Genomic DNA, 12,914 nt, shown 5'->3' on the forward strand with positions numbered 1-12,914 from the left:
CGTTCGTAACCTTTCCGGCGGGAACTATTCGCTAATTTCGCCAGTACACAGTAAAACACGTACGCCGGAAACAACCCGGATACCTCAGAATGACGGACATCCAGCTCCAGTTCGCACGATATGAACCCAGCCAACTCCGAAAACCTTCCGGCAGCGTTGCTGCCAGAGCATCAGAAACTCAACGGCAACGCTCACTGCGACAAGCCCGATTTGAGCGATCCATCGCTCTACATCAATCGCGAGCTGAGCTGGCTGCACTTCAACCGCCGTGTGCTCGACGAGGCGATCCGGCCCGACCAGCACCCGCTGATCGAAAGGGCCAAATTCATTGCCATCTTCAGCTCCAACCTTGACGAATTTTTCATGATCCGCGTGGCCGGCATCGAAAAGCAGGTCGAGGCGGGCATCCGCAAAAAGACCATCGACGGCTTCACCCCATCCGAGCAACTCGAACGGATCAGAGCGGAGGTAATCGAGCAACTCAAGCTGCGCAACGCCTGTCTGTACGGCGACATCCTGCCAGCACTCGCCGCGGAAGACGTCACTTTCGTCCACTTCGCCGACCTGCCAGAAAAAGAGCAAGTGGCGCTGAACGCCTGGTTCCGCAAGGAGATCTACCCCGTGCTCACGCCGCTGGCGTTCGACACCGGCCACCCGTTCCCATTCATGTCCAATCTCTCGCTGAACCTGGCTATCGAGCTTGACGACATCGAACACGGCAACTTCAAATTCGCACGCGTCAAGGTGCCGAGCGTGCTGCCGCGTCTGTTGAGGCTCAACGACATCGAGGGTCTGGGCAACGATCCCTCGTGCATGAGGTTTCTCTGGATCGAGGAGCTGATCCAGCAGAACCTCGGCCTGCTCTTTCCTACGATGAAGATCGTGCAGTCGCACCAGTTCCGCATCATCCGCGACGCCGATATCGAGATCGAGGAGGACGAGGCAGGCGACCTCTTGCAAACCATCGAAAAGGGCGTCAGGTCGCGCCGGTACGGCAACGTCGTGCGCCTCGACATCAGCCCGAAAATGCCTGAGTTCGTGCGGCAATTGCTGATAAACAACCTTGAAATCGAGGAGCGGAACGTTTACGAAATCGACGGAGCGCTTGGCCTGAGTTGTTTGATGGAGCTGCTCGCCATCGACCGGCCATCACTCAAGGACGAGCCGTTCATCCCCTTCAACATGTTCGAGGAAGAGCGGAACACCGACATTTTCAGTGCCATTCGTTCAGGCGACCTCCTGCTGTATCACCCCTACGACTCGTTCAAGGCGGTGGTCGATTTCATCGACCGGGCGGCAAGCGACCCCGACGTGCTCTCCATCAAGCAAACCCTCTACCGGGTCGGCAGCAATTCGCCGATCGTCAAATCGCTGATGAAGGCCGCCGAGTCGGGCAAGCAGGTGGCCGTGCTGGTGGAGCTGAAGGCGCGGTTCGACGAGGAGAACAACATCGTGTGGGCGCGAGCGCTCGAAGATGTCGGGGCGCATGTGATCTACGGCCTGCCCGGCCTGAAGACCCATGCCAAGCTGACGCTCGTGGTGCGCCGCGAACCGCAGGGCCTCAAGCGCTACCTGCACCTCGGCACGGGCAACTACAACCCGTCAACCGGAAAGCTCTACACCGACTACAGCTTTTTCACCGACGACGAACAGCTCGCCGGAGAGGTCTCGGAACTCTTCAACGCGCTGACCGGCTACTTCCGGTACACCGCCTACCACTCTCTGCTTGTCTCACCGATCAATACGAGAAAACGGATCATCGAGATGATCGAGCGAGAAATCGCCCTAGCCGGAAAAGGGAGCAGCGGCAAAATCATGATGAAGATGAACTCGCTGGTCGATCCGGCCACCATCCAGGCACTCTACCGGGCATCGCGTGCGGGAGTGCAGATCGACCTTGTGGTCAGAGGAATCTGTTGCCTCAAGCCGGGCATTCCGGGCATCAGCGAGAATATTCGCGTCATCAGCATTATCGGACGCTACCTCGAACACAGCCGCGCCTACTACTTCGCCAATGGCGGCTTGCCCGAACTGTACCTCGGCAGCGCCGACCTCATGCAGCGAAATCTCGACGACCGCGTCGAAACGCTCTTCCCGGTTTTCGACCCCTCGCTGGTGGAGCGGGTCAAAAACGATCTCGAGCTCCAGCTCAGCGACAACCTCAAGGCCTGGAAAATCGGGCCGGACGGCAATTGCACCCTTGTGCGCAACGACGCACCGAAGGTCAACAGTCAGGAGCGCTTCATGAAACGCCGCACGCAGAAGAAAAAACAATCGGCATCAAGGGGCGCCTGGGTCTGAACTGATCCGGTCACGGTTCGAGGACAGCCTGAAATGGCTCCTGAACAGCAACAGATTGGTGACGATTCCGTTAATACTTTGCAAATGAACAATATATCCGGCATCGATCAGCTAACTTTTCTACCGTACATACTGAAAAATCTGTTCAATCCGATGCCATCCCGAAAGGGCCATGACCGGCATCGAATCATCAACGTTTCGCAATGATGCGCACATTCAGAGATATTATGGGCACGCTCGATGGTACGGGCGATATCGACTGCTCAAACATGGGACTGACTTCGCTTGAAGGGTGCCCCGAAATCGTCGAAGGCTCGTTCAACTGCTCCGGTAATCGGTTAACCTCCCTCGATGGCGCGCCCCGGCTCACCGGTAGCTTCGACTGCTCCGGCAACGAAATCGTCTCGCTCGAAGGAGGGCCGGAAAAAATCAACGGCGATTTCAACTGTTCGTTTAACCAGCTCTCGTGCCTGAAGGGCGGGCCATCGAAGGTGAAGGGAGATTTCCTCTGCTCCGGTAACCGCCTGATTTCGCTCCTCGGTGCACCGAAAAAAGTAAAGGGGCTCTTCGACTGTTCCGGTAACCAGCTTGTTTCGCTCTATGGCGGCCCGATCGAAACCGGCGCGTTCAACTGCTCCGGCAACCGCCTGCGCTCACTCCAGGGTGCGCCTGACGAAGTCCATGCCGGTTTCGACTGCTCCTCGAACCTGCTCGTTTCGCTTGACGGCGCTCCGGAGTTCGTCAACGGCGACTTTTCCTGTGCAAACAACCTGCTGGAAAATCTCGCGCACGGGCCGGTAGAGGTCTCGGGCAACTTCAACTGCTCCGGTAACCGCCTCATGAGCCTCAAGCGCTTCCCGAAACGGGTCGAGGGCAAACTTGACTGTTCCGGCAATCCGGTACTCGCCTGTGATGCAACAGGGCCAGAGTCGGACCGGAGCTGCATCAGGCTCGTCCAGGGCGGGACAGTACGCTGCTGCTGCCACGAGGTCGGCGGCAGTCAACTCGAAGCATTGTCTTCATAACCGGTCAAAACCGTGAGCCTATGAGCGACACCCAAGGGTCCCTTTTTTTCCGAATCAACGGCGATGTGCCGCTGGTTCAGTCGGTCGGGCAGAACCTGCCTGAAGGGTGGGGCCTTGGCAAGAGTTCCTCGCGACGGGAGCGGCTCGTATTCTACGATACCTTCGAGGAGGAGGCGTTCCGCAACGGTCTGGCGGTGATGCGCAGAAAAGGAACGCTCTTTATCATCGATCTTGAGAGCGGCGCGGTGGAAGCTGAGACGCCCCTCGCCCAGACCCCGCCGGCCTTCTTCGCCTCCGACCTTCCGGAGGGCAAGGCCCGTAAACGTCTCTTGCAGTGCAGCACGCTCCGTGCCTTCATCAAGCGCTGCGCCGTTGACCGCTTCATCTCGTCATGGCGGATTCTGAACCGGGACGACAAAACCGTCGCGACGCTCGATTACGAGTCGTTCTATCCGGTGGACAAGACCAGCGAAACAGTCTTTCCGCAACACTTTTCGATCACGCCGCTCAAGGGCTACCACAAGGAGCTGTCGCCAATGCTGATGGCACTGCCGGAGCCGGTTGATGCCTACCGGATCGTCGGCTTCAAGGAGCGCTTCATGACCATCATGGAGGCCGCCGAACCGTTCGGCAGGGGCTACTCCTCGAAGCTTCACCTGCAACTTGACGCCAGCGCGCCAATCCACGAAAACGTCCTGCGGCTCCTGCAGTTCACAACCTCGATCATGGAGGTGAATGAAGAGGGAATCCGCAAGGACATCGACTCCGAGTTCCTGCACGACTTTCGCGTCGCCATCCGCCGAAGCCGCTCGATTCTTCGCCTGCTCAACGGCGTGTTCGATCCCGAAAAAACCGCTTGGGCACTCGCCGGGCTGCGCGAGCTTGGCAAACGCACCAACGACCTGCGAGACAGCGACGTCTATCTGCTCCGGCGCGAAGAGTATACCAGCCTCCTGCCGCCATCGTTGAGAGCGGCGCTCGATCCCTTTTTCAGCGATCTCGAAGCAGATAAACGTTTGCATCACAGGCAATTCTGTCGCTACCTTACAGACAGGGAATATTCCGGCTTTATGACCTCGCTGAAAGAGTTCATCGCGGAGGGAGAACTTCCCGATCCGGAAACCGCGCCACTCGCCGCAGAGCCAACGGGCGATGTGGCAGCAAAAACGATCAGGAAAGCGCTGAAAAAGGTTCTCGTGCACGGACGGCGTACCGGCAGCGAAACCAGCGACGCCGAACTTCACGAACTGCGCATCGACTGCAAAAAGCTCCGGTACCTGCTTGAATTTTTCGCCTCACTCTTCCCTCCGAAAGCCACCACGCAGGTGCTCCGGCAGATGAAGGCGTTGCAGGACAACCTCGGCACCTTCGTTGACCTCTCGGTGCAGATGGAGTTCCTGCAGAGCCGCCTCGAAGCCATTCCGGCGGACAGGGGCGGCATCAGCGAGGCGGCAGCGATCGGCGGTTTGCTCACGACGCTCTACCGTGAAAGGGAAAAAGTCAGGGAACATTTCCACGAAATCTTCTCCGGATTCGATAGCAGCGAAACCGGGGAACTGTTCGATGAACTGTTGACCGGACTTGCCTGAACATGAAAACCATTGCCCTGTACAGCATCAAGGGCGGCGTTGGCAAAACAGCCGCCGCCGTCAACCTTTCGTTTCTTGCCGCATCGCCCTCAACCCCAGCACTGATCTGTGACCTTGACCCTCAGGGGGCCAGCTCGTTCTATTTCCGCATCACGGCCCCGCGCAAGTACAACAGCGAAAAATTCCTGAAGGGCAACGACAAAATCCTGAAGAACATTAAAGCGACGGACTTCGAGAACCTCGACCTGCTCCCCTCCGATCTTTCCTACCGGAACCTCGACATCGAGCTATCGGAGTCGAAAAAACCCAAAAAGCTGCTGTCGAAAAATCTCGAAGGAGTTGCCGACGAATACCGGTACCTCTTTTTCGATTGCCCGCCGAACCTAACGCTCCTCTCAGAGAGCGTCTTCCGCGCCTCCGACCTGATTTTGGTGCCAGTAATTCCGACGACGCTTTCGATCCGTACTTTCAACCAGCTCGTGGAATTTTTCACCGAAAATGGCCTTGACAGCTCAAAGATCGTCGGATTCTTCTCGATGGAGGAGAAAAGAAAAACGATGCACCGGGAAATCGTCGAGGAGTACCAGAGCCACCCTTCGATGCTCAGGCAAACCATTCCATACAGCTCCGACGTTGAAAAAATGGGCCTCACCCGCGCCCCCCTCAACGCCACCCACCCCAAAAGCAATGCCGGGCAAGCTTACAGCAAGCTGTGGGAAGAGGTGCGCGAGCGAATTGAAAATGGATAATTGATAATGAAGAGTGTATCGTCTTCAATTCTCTTCATCCTATCCGACATAGAAGTCCAAGTCAACATTCACGCCAGCAGCCGGATTCTCGAAAATACGTAATCGAGGTGATCCTCGTTCAGCACAACACGATAGATACCGCTGTTGCCGAACTCCCGCGGCGGATTGAGGCGTTCACCAGTCGAGCGGCCTCGCAAACCGTCCCTGCTCCAGTAAACGAGGCGGATCATACCATCCTCGATCTCGATGGCAGTGATACCTCGCTTGCCGATACAGCAGCCTGAATTGAAGATACTCGGAATGGCGATGGTGTCGTAGCGCCCGCTGCGCAGGCTTTTGTGGATGCCGTTCCGGTAGCACGATTCAAGCTCAAACCTGACCTCAGCAATTTCGATCTCGATTGCCTGTTGACGCGCAGCATCCGCCGGAGCATAGCTGCGGCACAGCTCTTCGAGGCGGTAATTCAGGTAGTCGAGCTTGGACATCGATTCAAAAAGGGGGCGATGCGTGTGACCGATGATCGAGATGAGCTTGAAGCGGTTCGAGAAGTCGTAAACCGAACGCTCGATGGCGTAGCGTTTCCGGCTGCTGTAGGAGACCGAGTAGTTGCGAAAACCGAACGGACGGGCGAGGTAGCGCAGAAGGTAAAAGAGCGAACGGCTGAAAACCGAGCCTGGTTCGTTCAGGAACGGCGACGCCTGATGGCCGTGAAAGAACAGGAGCGTCTGGCCTTCGTAGCTCAAGGCCAGCGATTCGCTCAGGGCAGAGGCGAGCTTGTAGTTATGATGATCGAGCAGAGCGTGATCGTGGTTGCCGTACAACTTCCGGAAGAAGCCGTTCCGCCCGAATGTCAACCACAGATCATACAGCCCGTCCCAGGCAGCGGCGATGGCATTGAGATCAAATTTGAACAGCTCCTCGACGTCGCCGTTCAGGACAAGGCTGAATCCATCCTCAAGGTACCGCTGGCGCAGCACTGTTTCGAAGAGCGGGCCGTTATGCCGAAATTCATCGTTGCGGCCGCCATCACCAAGATGCAGGTCGCTGAAAATCACGACCCGCGAGGCACGGTCAATCCCGATCGTTTCCGAGGTATGCAGAAGCCTTTCGAGATTGGAATAGCGCGTCATGTACCGCCAGGTGGATAAAAAAACCGGTTTGCTTCAGCAAAGGTAAAAGGTAAGCTTTTTCAAATCAGCACTTTGCAAAATTCCCGCAAACTTTCGGCAAACTCTTTTCGCCAGCTCAGTCCGATCCGACGGCTCTTTTCTCAGGCCAGCAGGCGGATTCGCGAAAACACATAATCCAGGTGATCCTCGTTCAGCACGATGCGGTAAAAACCGGTATCACCGAGCTGTTCCGGCTCGCTGTTCCGGTCGCTGACAAAGCGCCGCCCCTGCTTCTCCTTGAACCAGTAAACCAGCCGGATCCGGTCGCCGTCGATTTCGAGAGCAGTGACGCCCCGCTTGCCGATGGCGCAACCCGAGTTGAAGACACTCGGAATGGCGATGTTGTTGTAACGTCCGCTACGCAGACCGATCTTCTTGCCTTCGGTGAAACAGGCATCGAGCATCGCCTTTAGCTCGCCGATCCGCTCCTGGATGGCAAGGCGCTCCTCCGGCCGGGCCGAGGGGTACTGGCGGCAAAGCTCCTCGATCTTGTAGTTGAGATGATCGACCTTCGAGAGCGACTCAAACAGCGGACGATGGGTGTGACCGATAATCGAGACGATTTTGGCCTGGTTCGAGAATTCGTAGATCGATTTTTCGATGGCGAACCTGCGGCGACTGTTGTAGGCTGTCGAGAAGTTGCGAATGCCGATGGGCTTGGCCACGTATCGCAGGAACAGAACAACCGCGCGGCTGACGAGCGGGTAGGTCTCCCAGAGCAGAATCGAGGCCTGATGGCCGTGAAAGAGCAGCATCACCTCCTCCTCGTACTGGAACCTGATCGATTCGAGCAGATGCTTCGAAAGCGGGTAATTCCGCTCCTCGAAAAGATCGGAGTCGTGGTTGCCGTAGGTCTTCCAGAAAAACCCGTTCTTCTCGAATTGCAGAAACAGATCGTAGATATGGCCCCATACCCTGGTTATATCTTCGAGCGAGAACTTGAAGAGCTCCTCGATATCGCCGTTCAGCACAAGGCTGTACTCACCCGGCAGGTAATAGTCCTGAAGCATCGAACGAACAAGCTCCGAATTTCGCCGGAACTCGTCACGCCGCCCGCCGTTACCCATGTGCAGATCGCTCAGAATCAGCACTTTGGACGAACTGTCAAGCCTTACGGGCCTCGCCGTTTCAAGCAGTTTTTCAAGATGGGGATGTTTCTTCTGATGCAGGCTCACTGATGAAAACTCATGGTTACAGACACATTTTTCAGACGGATGAGTACCGTCTACCGATACAACAGAGCACGCCACTCAAAGGTTCTCGACCAGCTTTTCACGAGCCACAACCTCTTCTTCAAAAACCGAATATACTTTTAAGAATTGCATTTACCTCGTTTTGCAAAGTATCTGCCATTCATGGATGCCTGATTGAAGATTTAACGAAAAATGACTTTCTTTTCAGAATACCTCAAGCAAGGCTTCATCAAACAAACCGCATCGCATTGGTATCACCTGAACGATTCCGGAAAATCCGCGAGCTGCTCGAAAAGCGGCAAACCGACCTGACGCTGGTCATGGACAACGTCAACAAGCCGCACAACCTGGCCGCCATCATCCGGAGCTGCGACGCGGTCGGCATCCACCAGGTGCACGCTATCTCCTACCGCTCCTCGATCAAGACCAAGCAGCACACGGCAGCGGGTGCAAGTCGCTGGCTCAAGGTGCGCCTCAACGAATCGATTGTACCGGTCGGCGAGCAGCTTCGGCAGTCGGGAATGCAGATTCTCGTAGCCAACTATTGCCCGGAGGCGGTGGATTTCCGGTCGATCGACTACACCCGCCCGACGGCCATCGTGATGGGCGAAGAGCTGAAAGGACCATCGCAGGAGGCACTCGACCTCGCCGACAACTTCATCTACATCCCGATGATGGGTATGGTCGAGTCGCTGAACGTCTCGGTCGCCGCCGCGCTCATTCTTTTCGAAGCACAGCGCCAGCGGCAGGCCGCTGGATTGTACGACACACGCCACTTCAGCGATGCCGACTTCGAGCAACTGCTCTTCGAGTACACCTACCCGCGCTTTGCCGCCGTGCTACGCGAGCAGGGCAAACCATACCCGAAACTCGACGAAAACGGTGCATTCACGGAGTGAGGCTAATGGCCCCGTGGTATTTCGCTAAAATATTACCATTTGTCGAGTGCACGTCATCTGGTGTCTCTGTCAGATAAAGCGTCGGCAATAACCGTTTTTTCTTTTCCTCGCGATTTTGCGGAGTTCAGCGCTGAAAACAAACTCCAAACTGACCATAGAAAGAACAGCCGGCTTGAAACTTTTTTCCTGGCAGCCAAAGAAAAAAGGTGCAGCACAGGCACGCATCAAACCGCCAAACAAACGATGACCGATGATTTCTCATGCCCTGACAATCGTGGTCAACGAACTGAATGCTCATCTGAAGGATGCGTATGAGATGAGTACGGAAATTGCGCGACTCGGCAATCCATCCGACGGTTTCGATACCTCGAACAACGGCATTTCAAGGGATTCGGTGATTTTTCCGTTATCAATGTCAGAGAGGAAAAAACGCTCAAGAACCAGCCGAATTACCGGCGCGATGAAACCAACCTGAAAGCACTGTATGAAAATCCGCCGGTTTTCCTGAATTTCCAGATTCTCGTCATCGCGCCTCATGCGAACTACTCTAACGGCCTTTTGATGCTCTCCAGAGTATTGCGATTTTTCCAGTTCCGGAACGTCTTCACCCAGGACAACGTCAAACCCGCCTCGATCGCCGGCAATGCGCCAACCAACGACCTCGATTGCCTTGAATCATTCAAGCTGATTTTCGATCTCCACTCCCCTTCGATGGAAGAGGTCAACCACCTCTGGGGAACACTCGGCGGAAAGCAGTACCCCTTCGTCATCTACTGGATGCGAATGCTCGACCTCAAGTTCCGTGGACGCCCGAAGGAGGGCCGCCTCGTCACGGAGATCGTCACTGAAATCAGCCATAAACTCTGACGCATCATGGCTGAACAAACTGAAAAAGCATACCGCAAACTCTTCGAGGTGCGCATCGTCCACCACTACTGGCTGGACAACGGCACAACGCTGTTCGACCGCCTCTCTGACGAGCAGCAGGAACGTTATCTGTTAAATTATGACGTGAAAGCATTTCTGGAGATCAAGCCGACGGCAGCGACCGAAAGAACAATGAAAACCTACCAGGTTATCTGGCGAAAGACGAAAACCGGCTTCATCGTGGCCGCGCCCGACGACGCGGTTCTGCCTTCAGACACCGTGCTGGAGTAGAGTCTTGCCGTCATTGACCCGGAATTCTTCAACTACACGGCGCTCACCTTGCAGCCGCAGGCGATCCGCGAATGCTACACTGGCGACAAAAGCGCCCGCTACCGGTTCAAGGAGAACGTGCCGGTGTTCAGCAACCTTACCGGAGCTTCGAGGGGCAGCGGCGAAAGCAAGCGTCTCTTCCTGTCGCGAGAGATCGAGTCGCTCGACACCGGGGACAAGGCCGAAGCGCTTTTCGAGAAAAGCGGTGCGCTCTGCCAGCTCACGGCTGACCAGACCGGCGGCGATCCGACCTCCCAGACGCTTGACAGCGACGTCAGCTCGATGCCGGTTTTCGCCAACCAGAACGACGTACCGGGGATCACGCCGCCAGAGGGCATAACAGATGCGCCATCGAGAGGCATCCTGCTCGACGATGATCTGCCCACCAACCTTTTCGCACTCGTCAGCCTCACGGCAAAACGCAGTGATGACGATGAATTCAGTTTCATCGACAACAATGGCAAGCCACTAGCGGAATGCCCTGTCTTTGAGGTGCGCTTCAAAAACCGCCACACCTGGTGGAAGTGGATCGGTCGTGACGGCACCGAAAGCCTCTCGACAGAACCGTTGCCCATGACGTATTACGGCAATGCGTCCGGTTCAACCAGGCCGAAACACTCCGTAGAAATGGTCAAGACCGAGCTGACCGGAACCACCATATCAAAAATTGTTTCGGAAATATTTATCTGACCCAACCTCAACCTAAAACGGGATACATCATGGCAACAATGTACAAGACCCCCGGCGTCTATATCGAAGAGATCCCGAAGTTTCCACCTTCGATTGCACCTGTGGCGACGGCGATTCCGGCCTTTATCGGCTACACCGAAAAGGCGCTCAAAAACGGTGAGTCGCTGACCAACAAGCCGACCAGAATCGAATCCATCGCCGAATACGTGGAGCTGTTCGGCGAGGGGCCTTCTCAGGAGATCGAGGTCTATCTCGACGCGAACAACAACTACGCGGGCTGTGGACAGTCCGGCAGCGGACGCCTGCTGTATGACAGCCTGAGAATGTTCTACGCCAACGGCGGGGGCAACTGCTACATCGTCTCGATCGGCAGCTACAGCGACAGCCTCGACAAACAGGTCTTCCTCGACGGCCTCGAGGCGATTGAGAACGAAGACGAGCCGACCATCCTGCTTTTCCCGGACGCCGTGAACCTGTCCGGCAACGGACTGCACGACGTGCAGGTCGCCGCGCTCGCGCAGTGCAACAAGCTTCAGGACAGGGTGACGGTCTGCGACACGGTCAAATCGGATGATTTCAGCGCGGACGTCCAGAAACTCCGCGACAACATCGGCATCAACAACCTCAAGTACGGTGCAGCTTACGGCCCCTGGATCAACACGAGTCTCCCCCGTTACTTCTACTTCCGTGACCTCACGCTCAAGCGCGACAACGCCGCAGGCGCGAACGTTCCGGCAACAAGCCTGACCAGCGATTCCTCGATCCTTCAGATACTCTCTGATGTCACCGAAGCGCAGAAAGCCGTCGATGCGCTCGATGCTGCCGAAACCGCCGCTGCTGGAGCGGGCAAAACCTGGGCTGATCAGCTGAAAGCACTTTCAGACGCCTATAACACTTCGTCGGCGACCACGCTTGCGGCTCTAGAAGCTCCCTTGCAGGCCATCTACGACCTGCTTGCCGAAATCGTGGCTGGCGTCAGCGACATGATCGCCTCGCTTCCGAAGGTCGTCACCGGTTCGCCCGATCCTTCGGTTCCAGAGACCAAGGATTTTATTCTCAAAAAAGACATCACACAGTACCTCGGCAGCTCCAAGCTGAAAAGCTCGGTCTTCGACGTGCTGGCCGCGCACTACAATTACCTGGCCACAACGGGAATGCCCGTGGAACCCGACGATGGTACACCCGACCCGGAGAATGTAAAAATCAAACTGTTTTCGGACGGCCCCTCTACCCCGTCAACCGATCTCGGCAAAGCAATCGCCCTGCTCGACTACAGCTCCAGCCCGTTTACCTCTTGTGCCGATCCCGCAGTCACCGCGAAATACGCTGCCGCGACAACGGACAAAGAGGCTGCCGACATCGCCAAGAACGCTGCCGTACAGGCCGCCAGCTCGATCATCGCGCTCTTCCGCTTCGCGCAGAGTTCGGCGGCGGAGTATGAAAAGAGGTTCAACGACGCCCTGATCAGCGGTTTCGGAACCTACAAGAGCCTCGTCAGCAAGGCCATCGAATCGCTCAACCAGCTTCCGCCGTCGGGCGCAATTGCCGGTGTGTACGCGGCTGTTGACTCGGATCGCGGTGTCTGGAAAGCCCCGGCGAACATCAGCCTGAACTCGGTGGTCAGCCCGGTCGCCAAAATTTCGCAGGAGCAGCAGGCGGACTACAACGTGGACGCGAATGCCGGCAAGTCGATCAACATCATCCGCAGCTTCACCGGCAAAGGCGTCCTGGTGTGGGGCGCTCGCACCTTGGCAGGCAACGACAACGAGTGGCGCTACGTCAACGTTCGGCGCTTCTTCAACTTCGTCGAGGAATCGGTCAAAAAGGCTACCGAACAGTTTGTCTTCGAACCCAACGACGCCAACACCTGGGTACGCATCCAGGCGATGATCGAGAACTTTCTGACGGTTCTGTGGCGACAGGGCGCCTTGCAGGGCATCAAACCGGAACATGCGTTTTACGTCGCCGTCGGCCTCGGCAAAACCATGACCGCGCTGGACATCCTCGAAGGACGCATGATTATCGAAATCGGCATGGCCGCCGTCAGGCCCGCCGAGTTCATCATCCTGCGCTTCTCGCACAAGATGGCCGAGTCGTAATCG

General features: G+C 56.4%; 12 protein-coding genes. 10 read left to right on the forward strand and 2 right to left on the reverse strand.

The genetic code is table 11. The features are described 5' to 3' along the window. Positions 1 to 120 precede the first annotated feature (120 nt). The 4 genes from ppk1 (at position 121) to NY406_RS05400 (ending at position 5,664) form a co-directional block, all read left to right on the forward strand. On the forward strand, positions 121 to 2,301 hold the full coding sequence (ppk1, locus tag NY406_RS05385; protein ID WP_260633704.1) for a polyphosphate kinase 1: 2,181 nt from the start codon (positions 121 to 123) through the stop codon (positions 2,299 to 2,301). 203 nt (positions 2,302 to 2,504) lie between these two features. Next, a complete protein-coding gene (locus tag NY406_RS05390) occupies positions 2,505 to 3,326 on the forward strand; it encodes a hypothetical protein (RefSeq protein ID WP_260633705.1) in 822 nt (273 codons plus the stop codon). A gap of 20 nt (positions 3,327 to 3,346) precedes the next feature. Then, the gene (locus tag NY406_RS05395) at positions 3,347 to 4,915 is read left to right on the forward strand and encodes a CHAD domain-containing protein (RefSeq protein WP_260633706.1); all 1,569 of its coding nucleotides are present in this window, start codon (positions 3,347 to 3,349) and stop codon (positions 4,913 to 4,915) included. Positions 4,916 to 4,917: 2 nt separating this feature from the next. Further along, positions 4,918 to 5,664 (forward strand): ParA family protein, encoded by a 747-nt coding sequence (locus NY406_RS05400; protein ID WP_260633707.1) that lies wholly within the window; start codon positions 4,918 to 4,920, stop codon positions 5,662 to 5,664. 68 nt (positions 5,665 to 5,732) lie between these two features. On the opposite strand, the gene NY406_RS05405 is transcribed toward NY406_RS05400, so the two are convergent. Both NY406_RS05405 and NY406_RS05410 read right to left on the reverse strand, forming a co-directional pair. Next, entirely contained in the window at positions 5,733 to 6,794 is a 1,062-nt protein-coding gene (locus NY406_RS05405; protein WP_260633708.1) for a metallophosphoesterase, read from the reverse strand. A gap of 140 nt (positions 6,795 to 6,934) precedes the next feature. Further along, positions 6,935 to 8,008, reverse strand: coding sequence for a metallophosphoesterase (locus NY406_RS05410; protein WP_260633709.1), 1,074 nt, complete (start codon positions 8,006 to 8,008; stop codon positions 6,935 to 6,937). 266 nt (positions 8,009 to 8,274) lie between these two features. On the opposite strand from NY406_RS05410, the gene trmH reads away from it, so the two are divergent. The 6 genes from trmH to NY406_RS05440 all read left to right on the forward strand — a co-directional run bounded on the left by trmH (position 8,275) and on the right by NY406_RS05440 (position 12,911). Further along, positions 8,275 to 8,925, forward strand: a complete 651-nt coding sequence (gene trmH, locus NY406_RS05415) for a tRNA (guanosine(18)-2'-O)-methyltransferase TrmH (RefSeq protein ID WP_260633710.1) — start codon at positions 8,275 to 8,277, stop codon at positions 8,923 to 8,925. A gap of 250 nt (positions 8,926 to 9,175) precedes the next feature. Further along, positions 9,176 to 9,400: a hypothetical protein gene (locus NY406_RS05420; RefSeq protein WP_260633711.1), complete on the forward strand. Its 225-nt coding sequence runs from the start codon at positions 9,176 to 9,178 to the stop codon at positions 9,398 to 9,400. After that, on the forward strand, positions 9,334 to 9,792 hold the full coding sequence (locus tag NY406_RS05425) for a DUF4255 domain-containing protein (protein WP_260633751.1): 459 nt from the start codon (positions 9,334 to 9,336) through the stop codon (positions 9,790 to 9,792). Before NY406_RS05420 ends, NY406_RS05425 begins: the two co-directional genes overlap by 67 nt. Positions 9,793 to 9,798: 6 nt before the next feature. Next, positions 9,799 to 10,083 carry a hypothetical protein gene (locus tag NY406_RS05430; RefSeq protein ID WP_260533058.1) on the forward strand — a complete coding sequence of 95 codons (285 nt, stop codon included), beginning with the start codon at positions 9,799 to 9,801 and terminating at the stop codon, positions 10,081 to 10,083. 48 nt (positions 10,084 to 10,131) lie between these two features. Continuing rightward, positions 10,132 to 10,812 carry a hypothetical protein gene (locus NY406_RS05435; RefSeq protein ID WP_260533059.1) on the forward strand — a complete coding sequence of 227 codons (681 nt, stop codon included), beginning with the start codon at positions 10,132 to 10,134 and terminating at the stop codon, positions 10,810 to 10,812. A 29-nt stretch (positions 10,813 to 10,841) separates the two neighbouring features. Continuing rightward, positions 10,842 to 12,911, forward strand: a complete 2,070-nt coding sequence (locus tag NY406_RS05440) for a phage tail sheath family protein (RefSeq protein WP_260533060.1) — start codon at positions 10,842 to 10,844, stop codon at positions 12,909 to 12,911. Positions 12,912 to 12,914 lie beyond the last annotated feature (3 nt).

The organism is Chlorobaculum sp. MV4-Y (assembly GCF_025244685.1).
Classification (GTDB): Bacteria; Bacteroidota; Chlorobiia; order Chlorobiales; family Chlorobiaceae; genus Chlorobaculum.

Excerpts from the sequence above, each read along its gene's own strand:
- NY406_RS05395 (WP_260633706.1), top strand. The coding sequence starts at position 3,347 with ATGAGCGACACCCAAGGGTCCCTTTTTTTCCGAATCAACGGCGATGTG.
- NY406_RS05430 (WP_260533058.1), top strand. The coding sequence starts at position 9,799 with ATGGCTGAACAAACTGAAAAAGCATACCGCAAACTCTTCGAGGTGCGC.
- ppk1 (WP_260633704.1), top strand. The coding sequence starts at position 121 with ATGAACCCAGCCAACTCCGAAAACCTTCCGGCAGCGTTGCTGCCAGAG.
- NY406_RS05390 (WP_260633705.1), top strand. The coding sequence starts at position 2,505 with ATGATGCGCACATTCAGAGATATTATGGGCACGCTCGATGGTACGGGC.
- NY406_RS05420 (WP_260633711.1), top strand. The coding sequence starts at position 9,176 with ATGATTTCTCATGCCCTGACAATCGTGGTCAACGAACTGAATGCTCAT.
- NY406_RS05440 (WP_260533060.1), top strand. The coding sequence starts at position 10,842 with ATGGCAACAATGTACAAGACCCCCGGCGTCTATATCGAAGAGATCCCG.
- NY406_RS05400 (WP_260633707.1), top strand. The coding sequence starts at position 4,918 with ATGAAAACCATTGCCCTGTACAGCATCAAGGGCGGCGTTGGCAAAACA.
- NY406_RS05405 (WP_260633708.1), bottom strand. The coding sequence starts at position 6,794 with ATGACGCGCTATTCCAATCTCGAAAGGCTTCTGCATACCTCGGAAACG.